Origin of the sequence: Bradyrhizobium sp. 76, assembly GCF_023073025.1 — a bacterium.
Lineage (GTDB): Bacteria > Pseudomonadota > Alphaproteobacteria > Rhizobiales > Xanthobacteraceae > Bradyrhizobium.
This window is the reverse complement of record NZ_JADPIS010000014.1, coordinates 1-21,941: the sequence shown is the minus strand read 5'-3', so window position 1 is coordinate 21,941 and position 21,941 is coordinate 1. Positions and strand designations below refer to the sequence as shown.

Annotated in this window: 18 protein-coding genes; 10 read left to right on the top strand and 8 right to left on the bottom strand. The window is 63.7% G+C overall.

What is annotated here, in order from left to right:
- The first annotated feature begins 69 nt into the window (after positions 1-69).
- The 3 genes from IVB48_RS00420 to IVB48_RS00410 all read left to right on the top strand — a co-directional run bounded on the left by IVB48_RS00420 (position 70) and on the right by IVB48_RS00410 (position 4,546).
- Positions 70-2,412 (top strand): xanthine dehydrogenase family protein molybdopterin-binding subunit, encoded by a 2,343-nt coding sequence (locus tag IVB48_RS00420; protein ID WP_247396368.1) that lies wholly within the window; start codon positions 70-72, stop codon positions 2,410-2,412.
- A gap of 13 nt (positions 2,413-2,425) precedes the next feature.
- A complete protein-coding gene (locus IVB48_RS00415; protein WP_247396366.1) occupies positions 2,426-3,226 on the top strand; it encodes a xanthine dehydrogenase family protein subunit M in 801 nt (266 codons plus the stop codon).
- A 207-nt stretch (positions 3,227-3,433) separates the two neighbouring features.
- Positions 3,434-4,546 carry a CaiB/BaiF CoA-transferase family protein gene (locus tag IVB48_RS00410; protein ID WP_027568327.1) on the top strand — a complete coding sequence of 371 codons (1,113 nt, stop codon included), beginning with the start codon at positions 3,434-3,436 and terminating at the stop codon, positions 4,544-4,546.
- Between the two features lie 193 nt (positions 4,547-4,739).
- On the opposite strand, the gene hppD is transcribed toward IVB48_RS00410, so the two are convergent.
- Positions 4,740-5,855, bottom strand: coding sequence for a 4-hydroxyphenylpyruvate dioxygenase (gene hppD, locus IVB48_RS00405; RefSeq protein ID WP_247396493.1), 1,116 nt, complete (start codon positions 5,853-5,855; stop codon positions 4,740-4,742).
- A gap of 121 nt (positions 5,856-5,976) precedes the next feature.
- On the opposite strand from hppD, the gene IVB48_RS00400 reads away from it, so the two are divergent.
- Positions 5,977-6,456 (top strand): Lrp/AsnC family transcriptional regulator, encoded by a 480-nt coding sequence (locus IVB48_RS00400; RefSeq protein WP_247396364.1) that lies wholly within the window; start codon positions 5,977-5,979, stop codon positions 6,454-6,456.
- Positions 6,457-6,531: 75 nt separating this feature from the next.
- Complete coding sequence (locus IVB48_RS00395) at positions 6,532-6,843, top strand: DUF1272 domain-containing protein (protein WP_247396362.1); 312 nt, start codon at positions 6,532-6,534, stop codon at positions 6,841-6,843.
- 120 nt (positions 6,844-6,963) lie between these two features.
- Here IVB48_RS00395 and fahA read toward each other — a convergent pair whose 3' ends face one another.
- From fahA to IVB48_RS00370, 5 genes are all read right to left on the bottom strand, one after another.
- Entirely contained in the window at positions 6,964-8,238 is a 1,275-nt protein-coding gene (fahA, locus tag IVB48_RS00390) for a fumarylacetoacetase (protein WP_247396359.1), read from the bottom strand.
- 177 nt (positions 8,239-8,415) lie between these two features.
- Positions 8,416-9,762 (bottom strand): homogentisate 1,2-dioxygenase, encoded by a 1,347-nt coding sequence (hmgA, locus tag IVB48_RS00385; RefSeq protein ID WP_247396357.1) that lies wholly within the window; start codon positions 9,760-9,762, stop codon positions 8,416-8,418.
- Between the two features lie 2 nt (positions 9,763-9,764).
- Positions 9,765-10,721 (bottom strand): MBL fold metallo-hydrolase, encoded by a 957-nt coding sequence (locus IVB48_RS00380; protein ID WP_247396354.1) that lies wholly within the window; start codon positions 10,719-10,721, stop codon positions 9,765-9,767.
- Positions 10,722-10,740: 19 nt separating this feature from the next.
- A complete protein-coding gene (locus IVB48_RS00375) occupies positions 10,741-10,968 on the bottom strand; it encodes a DUF2783 domain-containing protein (RefSeq protein ID WP_247396352.1) in 228 nt (75 codons plus the stop codon).
- A gap of 13 nt (positions 10,969-10,981) precedes the next feature.
- Positions 10,982-12,622 (bottom strand): FAD-dependent oxidoreductase, encoded by a 1,641-nt coding sequence (locus tag IVB48_RS00370; RefSeq protein WP_247396348.1) that lies wholly within the window; start codon positions 12,620-12,622, stop codon positions 10,982-10,984.
- Positions 12,623-12,731: 109 nt separating this feature from the next.
- Here IVB48_RS00370 and IVB48_RS00365 point away from each other — a divergent pair, with 109 nt between their 5' ends.
- Positions 12,732-13,274 carry a MarR family transcriptional regulator gene (locus IVB48_RS00365; RefSeq protein WP_247284774.1) on the top strand — a complete coding sequence of 181 codons (543 nt, stop codon included), beginning with the start codon at positions 12,732-12,734 and terminating at the stop codon, positions 13,272-13,274.
- Here IVB48_RS00365 and IVB48_RS00360 read toward each other — a convergent pair whose 3' ends face one another.
- Positions 13,275-14,081, bottom strand: a complete 807-nt coding sequence (locus IVB48_RS00360; RefSeq protein WP_247396491.1) for an N-acyl homoserine lactonase family protein — start codon at positions 14,079-14,081, stop codon at positions 13,275-13,277. It lies immediately after the preceding gene.
- 372 nt (positions 14,082-14,453) lie between these two features.
- Between IVB48_RS00360 and IVB48_RS00355 the strand changes: the two genes are divergently transcribed.
- The 4 genes from IVB48_RS00355 to IVB48_RS00340 all read left to right on the top strand — a co-directional run bounded on the left by IVB48_RS00355 (position 14,454) and on the right by IVB48_RS00340 (position 21,008).
- Positions 14,454-15,953, top strand: coding sequence for a caspase family protein (locus IVB48_RS00355; RefSeq protein ID WP_247396346.1), 1,500 nt, complete (start codon positions 14,454-14,456; stop codon positions 15,951-15,953).
- A gap of 146 nt (positions 15,954-16,099) precedes the next feature.
- Entirely contained in the window at positions 16,100-16,771 is a 672-nt protein-coding gene (locus IVB48_RS00350; RefSeq protein WP_247396344.1) for an OmpA family protein, read from the top strand.
- 158 nt (positions 16,772-16,929) lie between these two features.
- A complete protein-coding gene (locus IVB48_RS00345) occupies positions 16,930-17,859 on the top strand; it encodes an efflux RND transporter periplasmic adaptor subunit (RefSeq protein ID WP_247396341.1) in 930 nt (309 codons plus the stop codon).
- Positions 17,859-21,008 carry an efflux RND transporter permease subunit gene (locus IVB48_RS00340; RefSeq protein WP_247396338.1) on the top strand — a complete coding sequence of 1,050 codons (3,150 nt, stop codon included), beginning with the start codon at positions 17,859-17,861 and terminating at the stop codon, positions 21,006-21,008. The genes IVB48_RS00345 and IVB48_RS00340 overlap by 1 nt, the downstream gene beginning before the upstream one ends.
- Positions 21,009-21,101: 93 nt before the next feature.
- Here the strand turns inward: IVB48_RS00340 and IVB48_RS00335 are convergent, their stop codons facing one another.
- The gene (locus IVB48_RS00335; protein ID WP_247396335.1) at positions 21,102-21,776 is read right to left on the bottom strand and encodes a Crp/Fnr family transcriptional regulator; all 675 of its coding nucleotides are present in this window, start codon (positions 21,774-21,776) and stop codon (positions 21,102-21,104) included.
- Positions 21,777-21,941: the final 165 nt, after the last annotated feature.

Here is a 21,941-nt window from a genome sequence, read left to right as displayed (position 1 = left end):
ATAAGAACGATCGCCGCCGCTTTCGAGGGAAAGCGCGGTCAAGACAAATTCCGGTCGGGAGGACCAGACATGGGTGTTGAAGGCATTGGCGCGAGCGTCGTGCGCAAGGAAGACAAGCGTTTTATTACCGGCAAAGGCCGCTACGTCGACGACATCAAATTGCAGGGCATGACCCATGCCCATTTCATCCGCAGCCCGCACGCGCATGCCAAGGTGAAGGGAATCGATTCCTCCGCCGCGCTGAAGATGCCGGGCGTGGTCGCGGTGCTGACTGGACAGGAGATCGTCGACGACAAGGTCGGCAACCTCATCTGTGGCTGGGCCATCACCTCCAAGGACGGCAGCCCGATGAAGATGGGCGCATGGCCGGCGATGGCGCCGGAGACGGTGCGCTTCGTCGGTCAGGCCGTCGCGGTCGTGATCGCCGAGACCAAAAATCTCGCACGCGACGCGGCCGAAGCCGTGGTCGTGAACTACGAAGAGCTGCCCGCGGTCGCCGACGTCCACGCCGCGATCAAGTCCGGCGCGCCGCAGCTGCATCCCGAAGCTCCCGGCAACCAGGTCTATGACTGGGTGATCGGCGACGAGGGCGCCACCGATGCTGCCTTCGCCAAGGCCGCCAACGTGGTGAAGCTCGACGTCACCAACAACCGCCTCGCGCCGAACGCGATGGAGCCGCGCGCCGCGATCGCCGACTACGATTCGGCGGAAGAGCACTTCACGCTCTACACGACGTCGCAGAATCCGCACGTCGCCCGCCTCGTGCTGTCGGCGTTCTACAACATCGCACCCGAGCATAAGCTGCGGGTGATCGCACCCGACGTCGGCGGCGGCTTCGGCTCGAAAATCTTCATCTACCCCGAAGAGATGGTGGCGCTGTGGGCCTCGAAGAAAGTCGGCCGTCCCGTGAAATGGACCGGCGACCGCACCGAAGCCTTCCTCACCGATGCGCATGGCCGCGACCACGTCACCCATGCCGAGATGGCGTTCGACGCCAACAACAAGATCACCGGATTGAAGGTGAAGACCTACGCCAATTTCGGCGCTTACATGTCGCTGTTCTCGTCGTCGGTGCCGACCTATCTCTACGCGACGCTGCTGTCGGGCCAGTACAACATCCCGGCGATTCATGCCGAGGTGGTCGGGGTCTACACCAACACGACGCCAGTCGACGCCTACCGCGGCGCCGGCCGCCCCGAGGCGAGCTATCTGATCGAACGTCTGATGGAGACGGCGGCGCGGCAGTTGAAGGTCGATCCGGCCGCGCTGCGCCGGACCAATTTCATCACCCAGTTCCCGCACCAGACGCCGGTGATCATGGCTTATGATACCGGCGACTTTAACGCCTCGCTCGACGCCGCGATGAAGGCGATCGACTATGCCGGGTTTGCCGGGCGCAAAGCCAAGGCGAAGGCCGACGGCAAGCTGCGCGGCATTGGCGTGTCCTGCTACATCGAGGCCTGCGGTATCGCGCCGTCGAAGGCCGTCGGCAGCCTGGGCGCCGGCGTCGGTCTTTGGGAATCCGCCGAAGTCCGCGTCAACCCGGTCGGCACCATCGAGGTCCTGACGGGATCACACAGCCACGGCCAGGGTCACGAGACCACGTTCTGCCAGCTCGTTGCGGAGCGCCTCGGCGTTCCCATCAGCCAGGTCTCGATCGTCCATGGCGACACCGACAAGGTGCAGTTCGGCATGGGCACCTACGGCTCGCGCTCCGCGGCCGTCGGCCTCACCGCGATCCTGAAGGCGATGGAGAAGATGGAATCCAAAGCCAAGAAAATCGCCGCGCATGCGCTGGAAGCCTCGGAAGGCGACATCGTCATCGAGAACGGCGAGTTCAAGGTGGCCGGCACCGACAAGGCGATCGCCTTCCCGATGGTCGCGCTCGCAGCCTACACCGCGCACAATCTGCCTGACGGGATGGAGCCGGGCCTGAAGGAGAGCGCCTTCTACGACCCGACCAACTTCACCTTCCCGGCCGGCACATACATCTGTGAGCTCGAGGTCGATCCCGGTACGGGCAAGACCTCCTTCGTCAACTTCGTCGCGGCCGACGATTTCGGCCGGCTGATCAACCCGATGATCGTCGAAGGCCAGGTCCATGGCGGTCTTGTGCAAGGCATCGGACAAGCGTTGCTCGAGCACGCGATCTACGACGCCAACGGGCAGCCGGTCACGGCCTCGTTCATGGACTACGCCATGCCACGTGCCGACGACGTTCCCTCGTTCAACCTCTCCCACACCACGACGCTGTGCCCCGGCAATCCGCTCGGCATCAAGGGTTGCGGTGAGGCCGGCGCGATCGGCGCCTCTGCGGCCGTGATCAATGCGATCACGGATGCGATCGGCAAGAACAATCTGGAAATGCCCGCAACCCCTGACAGGGTGTGGCGCACGATCCACGCGGCTTAAGGGAGGAACGAAGATGTACCAGACCGTTTATCATCGCGCGTCCTCGGTTGACGAAGCCGTCGCCCTGTTTTCCAAGAGCAGCGAAGCAAAGTTCCTCGCCGGCGGCCAGACGCTGCTGCCGGTGATGAAGCAACGCCTCGCCAGCCCGACCGACGTCATCGACCTCGGCAAGATCAAGGAGCTGCAGGGCGTCGAGCTCTCGGGCGACGTGCTGACCATCAAGGCCGGCACGACCTATTTCGACATCATGCAGAATGCCGATGTGAAGAAGGCGATTCCTGCAATCGCCTATCTCACCTCGGTGCTCGGCGACCCCGCCGTGCGCTATCGCGGCACGATCGGCGGCTCGATCGCCAACAACGATCCCGCCGCGGATTTTCCCGCCGCGCTGCTCGCGCTCGGCGCCACCGTGAAGACCAACAAGCGGTCGATCACGGCGGATGACTTCTTCCAGGGCATGTTCACGACGGCGCTGGAGGACGGCGAGCTTATCACCGCCGTGTCGTTCCCGGTTCCGGCGAAGGCAGGCTACGAAAAGATGCGCCACCCTGCGTCTCGCTTCGCGCTGACCGGCGTGTTCGTCGCGCAGGCGAAGTCGGGCGAGATTCGGGTAGCCGCCACCGGCGCCTCGCAAAGCGGCGTGATGCGGGTCGCGGCCATCGAAACGGCGCTGAAGGCGAATTGGTCACCGTCGGCGATCGACGGCGTGAGCATCTCGGCGAGCAATCTGCTGGCCGACATCCACGGCACGGCGGAGTACCGCGCCAACCTCATCAAGGTGATGGCGCAGCGCGCGGTGGCTGCCGCACGCTGATGATCGCGCTTTAGCGCCTCAACACAAATCTTCCGCGGCGCGCACTTCGGTGCGCGCCGTTTTTATTTGGCCGTGCGGATGAAAAGCGCTTGCCTCGCTGGCGTGAAGGCGAGAAAAGTTAATCAGCCAATTAACTCGCCCGCAGAGGAATGTCCGAGGCGATTGCCGAACAATCGGCATCCGCCCGCGACCCGAGGAAACAACGACGTGCTCGACAAATCAGCCCCCACCTCCTCCGTTCGCACCTCCGGTCCGCTCGCAGGTTTCCGCATCGTCGAATTCGCCGGCATTGGACCCGGCCCGTTCGCCTGCATGTTGCTGGCCGACATGGGCGCCGAAGTCGTCACGCTCGATCGTGTCGGCGCCAGGAAGAGCATGAAGTCGGTCGCAGGCCGCGGCCGCAAGGTGGTCGAGCTCGACCTCAAGGACAAGACGGCGATCGCGGAGGTGCTGGATCTGCTTGCGAATGCCGACGCGCTGGTCGAGGGTTTCCGTCCCGGCGTCATGGAGCGGCTCGGCCTCGGGCCTGACGTCGTGCTCGCGCGCAATCCAAAGCTGGTTTACGGCCGCATGACTGGCTGGGGCCAGCAAGGCCCGCTCGCCAATGCCGCCGGCCACGACATCAACTACATCTCCATCACCGGCGCGCTCGCCGCGATCGGCACGAAGGAGGCGCCGGTGCCGCCGCTCAATTTGGTCGGCGATTTCGGCGGCGGCGCGCTCTACCTCGTCGTCGGCGTGCTTGCGGCGCTGCTGGAGGCCTCGCGGTCAGGCAAGGGTCAGGTCGTCGATGCCGCGATGTGCGACGGCGCGGCATCGCTGATGTCGTTCTTCTTCGACATGACCACGCTCGGCCGCTGGACCGAAGGCCGCAACGAGAACTTCCTCGACGGCGGCGCACATTTCTACGGCGTCTATGAATGCGCCTGCGGCCATTTCGTCTCGATCGGCTCGATCGAGCCGCAATTCTACGCGCTGCTGCGCGAGCACGCCGGCCTGACCGACGCCGATTTCGACGCGCAGATGGACCGCAAGGCCTGGCCCGCGCTGAAGGAAAAACTGAAGACGGTGTTCAAGAGCAAGACGCGCGAGGACTGGTGCAAGATCATGGAAGGCACCGACATCTGCTTTGCGCCGGTGCTGACCATGTCGGAAGCAACCGAGCATCCGCATATGGTCGCCCGACAGGTGTTCGTCGAGCGCCACGGCGTCAAGCAGCCGGCGCCGGCGCCGCGCTTTTCACGGACGCCATCGGCGGTGCGCGAGCCGGAAGGGGCGGAGATCGGCGCAGTGACGAAGGCGTGGAAGGCGGGGCGTTAGACCCCCGCCGTTACAACAACCTCCGATGTCGTCCCGGCGAAGGCCGGGACCCATAACCACAGGGAGTGGTTTGGCGAAGACTCGGAGTTCGGTACCCTCACCGATCAGATCGATAAATCACGCGGTATATGGGTCACGGCCTTCGCCGGGACGACACCTGTTTTGATATGGCAGTGTACGTAAAGTGCGCGACTTACGCCGCATCCACCTTCAGCACCCCACGCCGGATCTGGTCCTCCTCGATCGATTCGAACAGCGCCTTGAAATTGCCCTCGCCAAAACCGTCGTCGCCCTTGCGCTGGATGAACTCGAAGAAGATGGGGCCGATCGCGTTGGCCGAGAAGATCTGCAGCAGCACCTTGGTCTGACCGCCGTCGACGACGCCTTCGCCGTCGATCAGGATGCCGTTCTTCTGCAGGCGCGCGACGTCCTCGCCATGCTTCGGCAACCTCGCGTCGATCCGCTCGAAATAGGTCTCGGGCGGCGCTGGCATGAAGGGCAGGCCCGCTTCGCGCAAGTCCTCGATAGTGCGGTGGATGTCACGGCAGCCGCAGGCGATGTGCTGGATGCCTTCGCCGCGATAGATATTGAGATATTCCTCGATCTGGCCGGAATCGCCGGCGTCCTCGTTGATCGGAATCCGGATCTTGCCGTCGGGGCTCGTCAGCGCGCGCGAGAACAGGCCTGAGGCGCGGCCCTCGATATCGAAGAAGCGGATCTGGCGGAAGTTGAAGAGTTTTTCGTAGAAGCCGGTCCACACGTCCATGCGGCCGCGATGGACGTTGTGGGTGAGGTGATCGAGATAGAACAGGCCGGCGCCGGCGGGACGTGGATCGCGCGCGCTGAGCCATTCGAACTCGTTGTCATAGGCCGAACCCTTGACGCCATAGCAATCGACGAAATAGAGCAGGCTGCCGCCGATGCCCCTGATCGCGGGGACGTCGAGCGTCTTCTGCGCGGAGGACACATCCGCAGGCTCGGCACCGAGCGATAACGCACGGTCATATGTCTTCTTGGCATCGACGACGCGAAACGCCATTGACGGCGCACAGGGGCCGTGCGCGGCGACGAAATCGTGACCGTGGGTGCCGGGCTCCTCGTTGACGAGATAATTGATGTCGCCCTGGCGATAGACCGTGATCTTCTTCGTTCTGTGGCGCGCGACGGGCGCATAGCCCATCAGCTTGAACAGGGCGTGCAGCTGTTCCGGATCGGGATGGGCATATTCGACGAACTCGAAGCCGTCGGTGCCCATCGGATTGTTGGCGCTGATCGTGGCCGGCGGTGCATCGTGCGGAAACGGACCCATGGTGCTCTCCCAAATTGCTGCTGCCATGAACTATCCTTCATGGCGCCTGCAATGAGCGTGCAAATGGGACGTCATTTGATTATCCTGCGCACGATCTGTGCATAGAACGGGACAATTGCGCATGACTTTGGTGGATGCCTTCGACCTCAAGATCCTGAGTGCGCTCCAGGACGACGGCCGCCTCACCAACCAGGAACTGGCCGACCTCGCGGGACTCTCGGCCTCGCAATGCTCGCGGCGACGGATGCGGCTGGAGGAGGAGAAGGTGATCGCGGGCTATCACGCCGATCTCTCCAGCGAGGCGCTGGGCTTCGGCGTGGTCGCCTTCATCCAGGTGACGCTGGCGACGCACTCGCCGGACAATTCGAAACGGTTCCGAGCGCTGGTCAATCGAATCGACGAGATTCAGGAGGCCTATTCGCTCACGGGCGACGCCGACTATGTGCTGAAAGCCGTGTTGCGCGACCTGAAGGGTCTCTCCAATCTCGTCAACGACGTGCTGATGCCGCACCAGAGCGTGGCGCATGTGCGCTCATCGATCGTGCTCGACAGGCTGAAGGAAAGCACGCGTCTGCCGCTGAAAGAAATCAAACCCGGCTGAAATCGAGGGAAATCCGGCATTCGCGCTGCGCGTGCGATCTGCGATGATCCCCGCCAAATCTGCGGAGACTGAGCCATGGCCCTCCAGCTTCGACCGAACTGCGAATATTGCAACCGAGACCTGCCGCCGAACGCAACCGATGCGCGGATCTGCTCCTATGAATGCACCTTCTGTGCGGACTGCGTGGAGACGAAACTCTGCAACGTCTGCCCGAACTGCGGCGGCGGCTTTGCGCCGCGCCCGATCAGGCCAACGCAGCAATGGCGACCGGGCGTGTGCACGACCAAGCAGGCGCCGTCGGACAAGCGGGTGCATCTGAAGTACAGCCTGGAGGACGTCGCGGCGCATTGCGCGCGGGTCAAGGATGTACCGCCGGAGAAGCGGTGAACTCTCTCCACGTCATTGCGAGGAGCCCTTGCGACGAAGCAATCCAGACTGCCTCCGCGGAAAGATTCTGGATTGCTTCGCTGCGCTCGCAATGACGGAGTTTGTGGAAGCGGCGGCGCCCTACTCCGCCGCCAGAATCGTCCCCTCGACCTCACCAAAACCGACGCGATAGCCTTCGCCCTGACACCAGCCGCGCATGACGAGGCTGTCGCCGTCTTCCAGGAATGACCGCTTGATGCCGCCGGGCAATTCGACCGGCTCGGTGCCGTTCCAGCTGATCTCCAGCAGGCTGCCGCGCTGGTTCTTCTCCGGGCCGGAAATGGTGCCGCTGCCCAGGAGATCTCCGACATTCATCGCGCAGCCGGAGGAGGCGTGGTGCATCAGCTGCTGCACCGAGGACCAGTACATGTACTTGAAATTGGTACGGCTGATACCGGCCGGCGCGTTGGCTCCGGCGACACGCAAGGAGACGTCGAGCTCGAGCTCGTAGTTCTGCGGCTTGCCCTGCTTGAGGTAGTCGAGCGGCACCGGCTCCTGCTCCGGCCCGCTCAGGCGAAACGGCTCCAGCGCCTCGCGCGTCACCACCCACGGGCTGATCGAGGTCGCGAACGCCTTGGCGAGGAACGGCCCGAGCGGCACATATTCCCATTGCTGGATATCGCGCGCGCTCCAATCGTTGAGCAGCACGAAGCCGAAGATCATCTCCTCGGCCTGCTGCTCCCCAAGCATGCCGCCCATGGCTGAGGGCTGGCCGACCACGACACCCATCTCCAGCTCGAAATCGAGCCGCTTGCACGGTCCGAAGCTCGGCGCCTCCACATTCGGCGGCTTGAGCTGCCCGCGCGGGCGCTTCACCTTAGTGCCGGAGACCACGACGGTCGAGGCACGGCCGTTGTAGGCGATCGGCATATGGAGCCAGTTCGGCTGCAGCGCGTTGTCCTTGCCACGGAACATCACGCCGACATTGGTGGCGTGTTCTTTCGACGAATAGAAATCGGTGTAGCCGGAGACTGCGAATGGCAGATGCAGTTTCGCATCGCGCATCGGCACCAGAGCCTGCTTGCGCAGCTCCTCGTTGTCGCGCAGTTCTGGATGATCGGCGCGCAGCAGCTCGCTGATCCGCGCCCGCGTCTTCGTCCAGACCTTTGGCCCCAACGCCATGAAAGCATTGAGCGACGGCGTCGAGAACACGCCGAGCGGGCCGACGTCGAGCCGCGAATCCTGCTTGAGCTCCCAGAGATCGAGCACATAATTGCCGATCGCCACGCCGACCCGCGGAGTCGGGTTGGCCGCGGTCGAGAACACGCCGTAAGGCAGGTTCTGGATCGGGAAATCGGAGGCGGGATCGACGTCGATGAAGGAGCGGAGGCTGGGGTCGTTGGGGTGCGTTGTCACTTTCGGCTCGATTCTTTCTTCCTTCTCCCCTTGTGGGAGAAGGTGACGCGAAGCGCCGGATGAGGGGTTCTATTTGCGCACTCAGTCGTAAGAGGGATGCTCGCGGAGAGAACCCCTCACCCGTCTCGCCGCTACGCGGCGAGCCACCCTCTCCCACAAGGGGACAGGGTAAGAAGGCTACGGCTTGCTCGGATCGAACCGCTTTTCCAGACCCTTCCAGCAATCCGCGTAGTCGTCCTGCAACGTCGCGGAATTCGCGGCGTGCGCGGTGACGCGCTGCGCGTAGCGGGTCTCGAACATGAAAGCCATGGTGCCGGTCAGCTTCACCGGCTTCAGCTCGCCATTACTGGCGTGCTCGAAGGCATCGCGATCGGGGCCGTGCGGCAGCATGCAATTGTGCAGGCTCATGCCGCCCGGCACGAATCCTTGCGGCTTGGCGTCGTAGACGCCGTAGATCAGGCCCATGAACTCGCTCATGATGTTCATGTGATACCACGGCGGGCGGAAGGTGTTGTCGGCTACCATCCAGCGCTCGGGGAAGATCACGAAGTCGATGTTCGCCGTGCCTGCGGTCTCCGACGGCGAGGTCAGCACGGTGAAGATCGAGGGATCAGGATGATCGAAGCCGATCGCGCCGACCGGCGAGAAGCTACGCAGATCATATTTGTACGGCGCATAATTGCCGTGCCAGGCGACGACGTCGATCGGCGAATGCCGCAAGGTAGTCTTGAACAGCGCACCGCCCCACTTCACGAACAGCTCAGTCGGCGTGTCCTTGTCCTCGTAGTGCGCTACCGGTGTCAGGAAGTCGCGGGCATTGGCGAGACAGTTGGCGCCGATCGGCCCGCGCTCTGGCAGCGTGAAGGCGCCGCCGTAGTTTTCACAGAGATAGCCGCGCGCCGGCCCGTTCGGAATCTCCACCCGGAACTTGACGCCACGCGGGATCACCGCGATCTCACCGGGCTCGGCATCGATGCGACCGAACTCGGTGACGATGCGAAGATTGCCCTGCTGCAGCACGAACATCAGCTCGCCGTCGGCATTGTAGAAGTGCTGGTCCACCATCGACTTGGTGATGAGATAAACATGCGCGGCCATGCCAGCCTGGGTGTTGACGTCACCGGCCGTCGTCATGGTCTGCACGCCCTGGAGGAATGTCATGTCCTCCTTCGGGATCGGCGCCGGATCCCAGCGCAATTGCGCGATCGGCAGATCGTTTTCATGGCACGGTGCCGAGCGCCACAGACCGCCGTCGGCCTTCTCGAAGCGACCCGAATGTTTCACCGACGGGCGAATACGATAGAGCCAGGAGCGCTCGTTGCTGCCGCGCGGCGCGGTGAAGGGAGAGCCGGAAAGCTGCTCGGCATAGAGGCCGTAGGCACAGCGCTGCGGCGAGTTGCGCCCGATCGGCAGCGCGCCCGGCAACGCCTCGGTCTCAAAGCTGTTGCCGAAGCCGGACATGTAGCCCGGCGTGACCTGGGCCGTGCTGCGAATGATCTGATCGGGCGAGGTATTGATGTTCATTTCTATCCTCCTCCTTGCAGGGCGGCCCACATCTCCTGGTCGCGCTTGTCGGTCCAGATCACGGGGTCGTCGATTCCCGACGCCTCGTCATAGGCACGCGACACGTTGAACGGCAGACAGTGCTCGTAGATGGCGAAGCTCGAAAATTTCGGATCCATGACCTCGCGCGTAGCGGCCATCGATTCCTTCAGCGTGCGGCCCCTGGCGACCGAGATTTCGGCGGCGCCGTAGAGCGAGGTGACGAAGTCACGCGTCATCGCGATGGCTTCTCGCACCGTCGCGACACCCTTGAGCGCATCGCCGCGGCCCGGCGCGATCGCCTTGGGATTGAAGTTGCGGATCTCGTTCAGCGTCAGCGGCCATTCGCGCAAATGCGCGTCGCCGCAATAGCAGGCCGAGTGGTATTCGATCAGGTCACCGGAGAACATTACCTCGGCATCGGGCACCCAGGCGACGATGTCGCCCGAGGTGTGGCCGGCGCCAAGCTGCATCAGGCGCACCTCGCGCCTGCCGAGATAGATCGACATCTCGCCTTCGAAGGTCAGCGTCGGCCAGGTTAGGCCGGGAATGCTTTGGGCGTCCTGAAACAGGCGCGGAAAGCGGCCATACTCGGAATCCCAATCCTGCTGGCCACGCTCCTCGATCAAGCGATAGGTCTCCTGCGAGGCGACGATGCCCTGCGCCTTGTAGGCGGAGGCACCGAGCACGCGCACGGCGTGATAATGCGACAGCACGACATATTTGATCGGCTTGTCGGTGACGGTACGGACGCGCTCGATCACCTTGTTGGCCATCGCCGGCGTCGACTGGGCGTCGAACACCAGGCAGCCGTCGTCGCCGACGATGATCGCGGTGTTCGGATCGCCCTCCGCGGTGAAGGCGTAGAGATCGGTGCCAATCTCGGAGAAGGTGATCTTCTTCTCGGAGAGGTCGCCGGTGGATGCGAAGTTCTTCGCCATCAATTCGTTCCTTTGGACATTATTGCTGTTGTTGCTGTTGCTGCTGCTGGCCGTCGATCATGCGCCGCTTGGCGAGCAGGATCGCCTCTCGCAGCACGTCGATATCGCCGATATGGTTGGCAAGGATCAGCACCAGCGCCGCGTCGAAATCGGCGCTTTGCTCGTCGGTGAAGCCACGATGCGCCTCCACGATGGCGCGAAAGGCGTCGTCGGGTCGCGCGAAGTTGGAGCTGGTGGAGAGCGGCATGCGAATCCTCAATTCAAGCCAATCCTGAATTCACGCCTTGGGCCCGCGACAGCGCCGCCGTGACGCCAGCGCGCGTGGGGTGGCGGAAGCGCGCTGCAACGTAGCCGTCCGGCCTGAGTAAGTAGGCTGAGCCTGGTTCCGCATCATAGCGCTTTGCGGTGAGCCCCGACGGATCTGCGAGCCCGTCCTCACCGCCGATGCAGATGTCCTTCACACCAACAGGCGCCTCAATCGCCGCGCCATTGCTGAACGACAGCAAAGTGAAATCCGTCCCACCCTTGCGGAACGCATCCGTCAAATAGCCTTGCTCGCCCGCGCGCGTCGTAACGGGAGCATCGAGCATCGAGCAACCCGGGAGCGGGCCACCGCGCCACGCATCCGCATCGGGCGATGACAGCGGCGAGTCATAGCTGCACGGCACCGAGAGCCGCCCGCCATTGACCATGCGCTTGCCGAACTCCGTTTCCTTGGCCAACGACAGCACCGCCTTGCGCAGCCGCGCTTCCTGATGCGAGTTCGGCGCCATGAAGTCGGTCGAGCGGGTGGATTCACGGATGTTCTCGTCGGCCGCCAGGCTGCGCTCAACATGATAACTCTCGAGCAGGCTCGCGGGTGAGGCGCCGCGCAGCACGCGGTCGAGTTTCCAGGAGAGGTTTTCGGCGTCCTCGAGTCCCGAATTGGCGCCGCGCGCGCCGAACGGCGAGACCTGGTGCGCGGAATCGCCTGCAAAGATCACGCGGCCATGGACGAAGCGGTCCATCCGCCGGCACTGGAATTTGTAGAGCGAGATCCACTCGAACTCGAACTTGTCGTGGCCGAGCATGCGCGCAATCCGCGGCCGCACGTTCTTGGGCTTCTTCTCGACGATGGGGTCGGCATAGCGATTGAGCTGAAGGTCGATGCGCCAGACATCGTCAGGCTGCCTGTGCAGCAACGCCGACCGCCCGGCATGAAACGGCGGATCGAACCAGAACCAGCGCTCGGTCGGGAATTCCGCGGTCATCTTGACGTCGGCGATCAGGAACTGGTCCTCGAACACCTGTCCCGCGAAGTCGGCGCCCACCATCTGCCGCAGCGAAGAGCGCGCGCCGTCGCAGGCGACGACATATTGCGCGTGCAGGCGATAGGCGCCCTCCGGCGTCTCGATCGTCAGCGCGACGGAATCGTTGCGGCGCTCCAGCGCCGTCACCTTGTTGCGCCAGCGCAGGTTGATCTCGGGCAGATCGCTGATGCGGTCGACCAGATAGGCCTCGGCGTAATATTGCTGGAGATTGATGAAGGCCGGCCGCTTGTGGCCGTCGTCCGGCAGCAGATTGAACTGGTAGAGCTGCTGCTCGCCGTGGAAGATCCGGCCGACGCTCCAGACCACGCCCTTGTCGACCATGCGGTCGCCGACGCCGAGCCGGTCCCAATATTCCAGCGACCGTTTCGAGAAGCAGATTGCGCGGGAGCCCTCTCCGATGCGATCAGCATCATCCAGAAGGACGACGTGCTGGCCGCGCTGGGCAAGGTCGATCGCCAGCGACAGCCCGACCGGGCCCGCGCCGACGATCACCACGGGATGCTCGGCCGCGCCCTGCCCGGGACGATCCTGATCGGGGTGGCGGCGATAGCCGAACTGGGTTTTGGCCTGATGCGTATTGGCCTGCGCCATGCGCTCACCTCGGCTCTGGTCAGGAGAGACCTGATCTGCTAATAGTCTCACGTGCAACTATTTTGGACCGGAGCCGGCCGGCCGTCAACTGGAATTCGGAGCGCTCTCCTTGGCGAGGACATCCAGCGACATCGCGCTGAAGACACGTGAGGCCGATGCGGCCTCAGCGCGGCCGCAAACACGGCTCGACCTGTTCAGGTTCGTGCCGTTCCGCCTCAACCGGCTCGCGGCGGAGGTCAGCGCCGCTCTTTCGGTCGAATATCAGGAACGTCACGGCCTCGACATCCCGGCCTGGCGCGTGATCGCGACGCTCGGCTTCCGCAACGATGCCTGCAGCGCGCAGTACGTCGCGCAATGCACCCGCACGCACAAATCCACCATCAGCCGCGCGGTGACCATGCTGCTGCAGCAGGGTTTGATTGAGCGCGTCGAGAACGAAGCCGATCGCCGCGAATTCCGCCTGCGACTGACGAGGAAAGGCCGCACGCTCTACGAGGAGCTGTTTCCGCAATTGCTGCGGCGGGAAGACGAGATCCTCGCCTGCCTCTCCGCGCAGGAGCGCAAACAGCTATCGACGCTGCTCGGCAAGATCGAACAGAGCCTCGATTTGATCCAGACCAGCGAAGAGGCCGACGCCAAGCAGGCGTATTGATCACTTTGCGAACGATCGCGACGGCGGCAAATGCAGGGCCCACACATCGCCCTGGTCGCTGGCGCGCGGATAGATCTCGGTCACGATCGGGTCGTGGCCGGGAATGAACCGGTCGGGATGGCCCGCGAGACGCTCGATCGTCTCCCATCCAGCCGCCATGTCGCCGACATTGTAGACGATCGGGAATGGGCTCCTGCGCTGGAGATTGGCGAAATAATGCGCGGCATCGGACGCCAGCACCACCGGTCCGCGGGCGGTCTCGACCCTCACCACCTGCAGGCCGTCGGAATGGCCGCCGACGCGGTGCACGGTGACGCCGGGCGCGACCTCGCCGTCGCCGGAATAGAAATTGACGCGCTCGCCATAGACATGGCGGACCATCTGCGTGACGTGCTCGACCGAGAACGGATGTCGCAGCAGTCCGTTGCACATGCAACGCCCCGTCGCGTAGGCCATCTCGCGCTCCTGGATATGGAAGCGCGCGTTCGGGAAGCGGTCCAGATTGCCGGCGTGGTCGTAATGCAGATGCGTCACGATGACATCGCGAATGCTCGACGCCGCGACACCAAAGCGCTCCAGCGCGTCGACCGGATTGAGCGTCAGCTTGCGGGCCCGCGCGGACGCTTCCTCGGCATTGAAGCCGGTATCGACCAGGATGTCGCGGCCGTTGCCGCGAATCAGCCAGACGAAATAGTCGAGGTCCTGCGCCGCGCTGTCATGCGGGTCGGGCGCGAGGAAGTTCATGTTGGGCGTGCGCGGCGACATCGTCGCGTAGCGCAGGGCGTAGATTTCGTAGGCGTTTCCCATGGTTTTGATCTTGCTCTTTTGTGGATGCACCTTCAGGGCGATCGACCGCACCAAGCCATCGTCCACCGCAAAGGTCAAACACCGCAGGTTGCGAAGGAGGCCCGTCCGCAATGTGAGACCAATCACATTGTTGTCGCCATGGCTGCCCTAACGTGCAGCCGCAATGACAACCAGAATGCATCGCGTGCAATCGTGACCGCCCGTTTATTCCCCCCGCAACATGCCCATGCGTCGCGGTCAATTGTCGCGATAGCGCCGAATCCGCAAGCGGTTGACGCCCCCCTTCCCCGGTTTGATAATGCACATTGCGTAAGTTAAGGTCGCCGCGGCGCAAGCTGGAAACGGCGCCTTTTTGGCTGGATCGCGCTAATTATGAAAATTCGCCTGCTTTTCGTTCTGTCCTTGCTCGTGTCGCTCATCCCGACCGCTCCGTCACTTGCGGCCGGCGATCGCTTTGCGCTGGTCATCGGCAACGCCAAATACCCAGACGCCGACGCTCCCCTGAAGGAACCGCTCAACGACGCGCGCGACGTCGCCGACGAGCTCAAGCGCGACGGCTTTTCCGTCGAGACCGGTGAGAACCTGACCGGTGACGGCATGCGCCGTGCTTTCGACAAGCTCTACGGCAAGATCAAGCCGGGGTCGGTGGCACTGGTGTTCTTCAGCGGCTTCGGCATCCAGTCCGCGCGGCAGAGCTATTTGCTGCCGATCGATGCGCAGATCTGGACCGAATCCGACGTGCGGCGCGACGGCATCAGCCTCGAAACCGTGCTCGGCGAGCTCAATACCCGCGGCGCCGGCGTCAAGATCGCGCTGGTCGACGCCTCCAGGCGCAACCCGTTCGAGCGCCGGTTCCGCAGCTTCTCGGCCGGCCTGACCCCCGTCATCGCGCCGAACGGCACGTTGGTGATGTATTCGGCGGCGCTGGCCTCGGTGGTCTCGGACGCCGGCGGCGAGCACAGCCTGTTCGTCCAGGAACTCCTCAAGGAAATCCGCGTCCCCGACCTGATGGCCGAGGAGACGCTGAACCGCACCAAGATGGGCGTCACCCGTGCCTCCAGGGGCGAGCAGGTACCGTGGATATCCTCGTCGCTTGCGGAAGACTTTTCGTTCATTCCGGGAGCAGCCGGGTCGCGTCCCCCGGCGGCGACGCAGCCGCCGCCTCCCCCGCCACCGGTCGTCGCCAACAACCCGCCACCGGCACCTCCCGCGCCACCGCCACCGCCACCGCCTCCGAAGTCGGCCGACACGGCAGTCGCACCAGCCCCAAAGCCGCAGGTCGAGGCCGCCCTGCCCCCGGCGCCACCGCCGGTGAGACCGGCCGAGACCATCACCGCCCCAAGCATGGATAGCGGGCCGAGCGCCGCTGTGCTCGCGGAGGACCCCACCATCAAGGGCCTGACGGCCAAGATCGCGGCCAATCCGGACGACGTGAACGCGCTTTACCGGCGCGGCCAGGTCTATGCCAGCAAGGGCGCCTACAGCCTGGCCATCAAGGATTTTGACGAGACGCTCCGGATCAACCCGAAGGATGTTGAGGCTCTGAACAACCGCTGCTGGACCCGCACCGTGGTCAGCGACCTCCAGGGCGCGCTCAAAGATTGTAACGAGGCGCTGCGACTGCGCCCGAATTTCGTCGATGCGCTGGATAGCCGGGGGCTCGTCAATTTGAAATCGAACGCGGTCAAGAACGCCATCGCCGATTTCGACGCGGCCCTGAAGATCAACCCCCGCCTGACCTCCTCCCTGTTTGGGCGAGGAATCGCCAAGCAACGCAACGGCTCGATCCAGGAAGGCGCGCTCGATATCGCCAATGCCAAGGCGATGGACCCGAACATCGTTCAGGAATTCGCAAGTTACGGAGTACGTTGATATTTTTTTGAGTTGAGGCGCGATATGCCTCGAACCCGGGGTGGCCTGACGAAGACTAATAGGCGGATGCCGCAAGCGGCCTTTCCCGGGGGGCCATTGCAGGAATTTTGAAACCACGCAGGTTTGCTGCGCAGGAGGGACTGGCAATGAGATTGGCTGCAAAAGGACTTACCGCAATCCTGTCGATCATGGCCATCGGTGCCGCACTGTCGCTACCGGCCTCGCCCGCGTTCGCCGGCGATGACGGCAACAGCAAGAACGTCACCGAGGACGAGATCGTCCGCGCACTGGCACCGACAAACAAAAAGCTATTGACCCGCGGCCTCTCGATCGCCCCTCAGGCCGCCTCAGCGTCGAGCGCGGTTGAGACCAAGCTGATCCAGTCGGTGCGCGGCCGCTCGACCCGTTCGCTCTCCTCGACCGAGCGTGAGGAGATCGCGTCGGCAGCCATGGACAAGCCGAATATCGATCTCGAGATCACCTTCGACTACAACTCCGCCAATATCAGCACCAAGTCGCTTACTTCCGTGCAGGCGCTCGGCCGCGCGCTGACGAGCCCCGACCTGAAGGGCTCGACCTTTGTGTTGGCTGGCCACACCGACGCCGCCGGCGGCGAAAGCTACAATCAGGAGCTGTCGGAACGCCGCGCGGATTCGATTAAGCGCTACCTCGTCGACAAGTACAGCATTTCCGCGACCGACCTCGTCACCGTCGGCTATGGCAAGAGCAAGCTGAAGGATCCGGCCCAGCCGCTGTCGGAGGTCAATCGCCGCGTGCAGGTCGTCAACATGGAAAACAAGACCACCGCATCGAAGTAAGCACGACGCAATCATTTGAAATGACCAGTCGTGATACGGTGTAAAGTCTTGCCACCAAAGCGCGTCCCGCAGCCGTGCGGGACGCCGCTTCATTTCAGGGCAACACTCTCAGCGGGCCTCGTGCGGATGGCCGTGAGCCAGGCCAGGACAATCCGGCGATGAACTTCTCCGAATATCTCAAGCCTGCCATAACCGTGGTGTTCGTCGTCGCGATCGGCGTCGGCTACTATCTGTTCGAGCATCGGCGCCGCCCCGAGGTGAAGGAAACGCCGGGCGAGGCGCTCGTCATCGTGACGAAGTCGACCAATGCCTGCTTCTCCGACCTGGTGCGGGTGACCGGCTTTTTCGTGCCGCGCCGTGAGGCCGTGGTCGTCGCCGACCAGGAAGGCTCCAAGGTCACCGACCTCTTCGTCACCGAGGGCGCCATGGTCACCGACAATCAGGAACTGGCGCGCCTGACCGCGCCGCCCCAGATTCCGGGTCAGCCGCAGCGGCCCGGCCCGCAAGGCCCTGTCTCGCTGAAGGCGCCTGCGCCGGGCCTCGTCACCGAGGTCCGCACCATCGTCGGCGCGCCCGCCTCGCCGCAGGCCGGCCCGATGTTCCGCATCGCCGTCAACAACGAGATCGAGCTCGACGCTCAGGTCCCGGCGGTGCACATGCCGAAGCTGAGCGCCGGCGCGACAGTGCGCATCAGCCGCGACGACGCGCCCGATTTGGTCGGCCGGGTCCGGCTGGTTGCGCCGGAAATCGACCGCGCGACGCAGCTCGGCCGCGTCCGCATCAGCGTCACCAACAATCCGTCGCTGAAGGTCGGCGTGTTCGCTCGCGCCTCGATCGACGCCAAGCGAAGCTGCGGCGTCGCGGTCCCCAAGACCGCGATCGACCATCTCACGGTGCAGGTCGTCAAAGGCAACTCGGTCGAAACGCGCAAGGTACGGATTGGGCTGTCGTCCGACAGCCAAACGGAAATCCTGGAAGGCATCAACGTCGGCGAAATCGTTGTGGCCGACGCCGGCTCTTCACTGCATGACGGCGACCAGATCAAAACCATGTTCGCCGATGAACTCGATCGCACGCGGGTACGCTGATGGCTCTCAATATCTCGGCATGGTCGATTCGCAATCCGCTGCCGTCGGTCGTCTTTTCGATCATCCTCCTGATCCTGGGCTGGGTGTCCTTCACCAAGCTCGCGGTGACGCGACTGCCCTCGGCCGACATTCCGGTGATCTCGGTCGCGGTGTCGCAATTTGGCGCCGCGCCCGCAGAGCTTGAATCCCAGGTCACCAAGACCATCGAAGACGCGGTCTCCGGTGTCGAAGGCGTGCGGCACATCGGGTCGCAGATCACCGACGGCCTGTCCCTGACCACGATCCAGTTCGCGCTCGAAACCAACACCGATCGTGCGCTCAACGACGTCAAGGACGCCGTGACGCGGGTTCGCTCGAATCTGCCGCAGAATGTGAACGAGCCGCTGATCCAGCGCGTCGACGTCATCGGCCTCCCGATCGTCACTTACGCCGCGATCTCGCCCGGAAAGACGCCGGAGCAGCTCTCCTATTTCGTCGACGACGTGGTCAAGCGCGCACTTCAGGGCGTCCGCGGCGTCGCCCAGGTCGAGCGCATCGGCGGTGTCGAACGCGAGATCCTGGTTTCACTCGATCCCGACCGCCTGCAGGCGATGGGGCTGACTGCTGTCAACGTCAGCCAGAGCCTGCGGGGCACCAATATCGACGTCGCCGGCGGCCGCGCAGAGATCGGCAAGAATGACCAGGCGATCCGCACGCTGGCCGGCGCCAAAACGCTGAGTGACCTCGCCGGCACCATGATTCCGCTGTTCGCCGGCGGCGAGGTACGGCTCGACGATCTCGGCACCGTCACCGACACCATCGCTGATCGCCGCACTTTCGCACGATTCAACGGCGAGCCGGTGGTCGCGCTCGGCATCAAACGCTCCAAGGGCGCCAGCGACGTGGTGATCGCGGCCGCCGTGGCGAAGCGCATCGACGCACTCAAGGCCGCCTATCCCGACGTCGACCTGAAACTGATCGACACATCCGTCGAATATACCAAGGGCAATTACGAAGCCGCGATCTCGACCCTGTTCGAAGGAGCGATCCTCGCCGTCGTGATCGTGCTGTTGTTCCTGCGCGACCTGCGCGCCACCATCATCGCTGCGATCTCGCTGCCGCTATCGATCTTCCCGGCGTTCTGGGCGATGGACCTGCTCGGCTTCTCGCTCAACCTCGTCAGTTTCCTCGCCATCACGCTGTCAACAGGTATCTTGGTCGACGACGCCATCGTCGAGATCGAGAACATCGTCAGGCACATGAACATGGGCAAGTCGCCCTATCGCGCCGCACTCGAGGCCGCCGACGAGATCGGCCTCGCGGTGATCGCGATCTCGCTGACCATCATCGCGATCTTCGCGCCGGCAAGCTTCATGTCGGGTATCGCCGGGCAGTTTTTCAAGCAGTTCGGCATCACCGTCTCGGTGCAGGTATTCTTCTCGCTGCTCGCGGCGCGTTTCGTCACGCCGGTGCTGGCCGCCTACTTCCTCAAACATGGCAATCACGAGGAGCCCCCGCCCGGCCGCGCACTGCGATCCTATCATCGGATCGTGGCCTGGTCCGTGAAGCACTATTTCATCACGGTATTGGTCGGCTTCGGCGTCTTCGCCGCCTCGATCTGGAGCATCACACTGCTGCCGCAGGGCTTCTTGCCCGCGCAGGACAGCGCGCGCTCGCTGCTTGCGCTCGAGCTGCCGCCGGGCACCCAGCTTGCCTACACCGAGAAGGTCACCGAAGACATCGTCGCGCGGCTGCGCAAGCGGTCGGAGGTGAAAAGCATCTTCGTCGACGGCGGCCGCGTTCCGCCGGGCACTCAGGAAGTCCGGCGCGCGGCTTTGATCATCAATTACGTACCCAAGGCCGACCGCGACATCACCCAGCGCGAGCTCGAATTCTCGATTAGCCAGGAGCTGGAGAACATTCCCGACATCCGCTTCTGGTTCCTCGACGATAACGGCCTGCGCGCAATTGCGTTGGTCGTCACCGGCGCCGACGCCAATATCGTCAACAATGTCGCAAGCGAACTCGCGACCCAGATGAAGCGGATTCCGACCATTTCCAACGTGATCTCGGAAACAACTCTGGAGCGGCCCGAGTTGCGCATCGAACCGCGCGCCGATCTCGCTGCACGGCTCGGCGTTTCGACCGAAAGCCTGTCGCAGACCATCCGCGTCGCCACCATCGGCGACGTCGGGCCTGCACTCGCCAAGTTCGACGTCGGCGACCGGCTGGTGCCGATCCGAGTGCAGCTCGAGGATGCCGCGCGCGGCAATCTGAAGACACTCGAACAGTTGCGCGTGCCGCTCGGCGGGCACGGCGAGAAGGGTGGCGTACCGCTCTCGGTCATTGCCGACGTCAAGCTCGACCAGGGTCCCACCAGCATCAACCGCTACGACCGCGAACGCCAGGCCACCGTCGCAGCCGACCTCGTTGGATCCGCCGCGCTCGGCAACGCTACCAAGACGATCTACGACCTGCCGGTGATGAAGACGTTGCCGAAGGGCGTGAAGGTCAGCCCCTCCGGCGACGCCGAGAGCCTGAACGAGCTGTCCGACGGCTTCGCCGCCGCCATCACGGCGGGCCTGATGATGGTCTATGCGGTGCTGGTGCTGCTGTTCGGCACCTTCCTGCAGCCGATCACCATCCTGTTCTCGCTGCCGCTATCGATCGGCGGCGCAATCGCCGCCCTGCTTATCACCGGCAAGCAGCTCACCACACCAGTGTGGATCGGCATCCTGATGCTCATGGGGATCGTCACCAAGAACGCGATCATGCTGGTGGAATTCGCCATCGAATCCATCCATGCCGGCAAGCCGCGCGACGAGGCGATGATCGACGCCGGCATGAAGCGCGCGCGCCCGATCGTGATGACCACAATCGCGATGGCCGCCGGCATGATTCCGAGCGCCCTCGCGGTCGGCGCCGGCGGCGAGTTCCGCTCGCCGATGGCGCTCGCAGTCATCGGCGGCCTGATCTTCTCGACCATCCTGTCCCTGGTGTTCGTGCCCGCGATGTTCATGGTGATGGACGATCTCGGCGCCCTGATCTGGCGCTTCGGCAAGCGGCTGATCGCGAACAGCGAGGATGCCGAGACGACCGACCATCACGGCGCTGCGCCCGTGGAGGCGGCGCCGGTGCCGAAAGGCATCGTACATCCCGCGGCGGAGTAATCGTGGCACCGATGTCACATGCGCGAGACGGTTCGACGGACGGCGGTCCGCGAACCGGGCATTGGTGGTGAAGGAGCCTCGTTCAGTCGATCCTTACTCGTTCCGCGCGATCGCGGTCAGCTTGGTCATGTTCCTCAGCAGGATGCGGCCGCGCTGGAGGTCCAAGATCGCCTCTTTTCGCCAAGTCTGAAGCTGGCGATTGACGCTCTCGCGGGCGGCGCCGACGAAGACGCCGAGCTGCTCCTGCGAGATGTGTACCTCGGAGCCGAAATCGGCAGCGAGCGCGCAGAGCCGCCGCGCCAGCCGCACCGGCAGTGGTTGCAGCATGGATTCTTCCATGCGCTCGCTTTGCCAGCGGATGCGTTGGCAGAGCAGTGCGATGATCTTGATCGCGACCTTCGGCTCGCGTTCAAGAAAGGCAAGAAAATCTTCGCGCCGCAGCACGAACAGTTCGCTGGCTTCGCCCGCGGTCGCGTCCGCGGTGCGGCTCTGGCCGTCCAGCACCGCGACCTCGCCGAACAGATCGCCCGGGCCCATGAAATTCAGCGTCAGCCTGGAGCCGTCGGAGGAGCCGGTCTCGATCCGGACCTGACCGCGGCGCATGCCGAATAGCGCGTCGCCCGCATCGCCCTTCTGGAACAGCACCTCACCATTGCCCAGATGCTGGGTGTGGCAGAGATTGGACAGTCTTTGGAGCTCATCCTCACCGAGATCGGCGAACATGGCATTCATCTTCAGGATGACCGCAAATTCGGCCTGCTTGCTCATTTCAACTTCCTTGTGAATTCTCTTAGCCAGCTTCGCTGGCAAATCGCTTGGAACCATCAACATCAGGATCGCGTAAAACCGCGCCCGGGAAGTGTGTCACAAGTCACATAACTTTGCAGCACCCCCAGACTATTTTTACGCACTTGGAGCCGCTTCCCGTCCGGG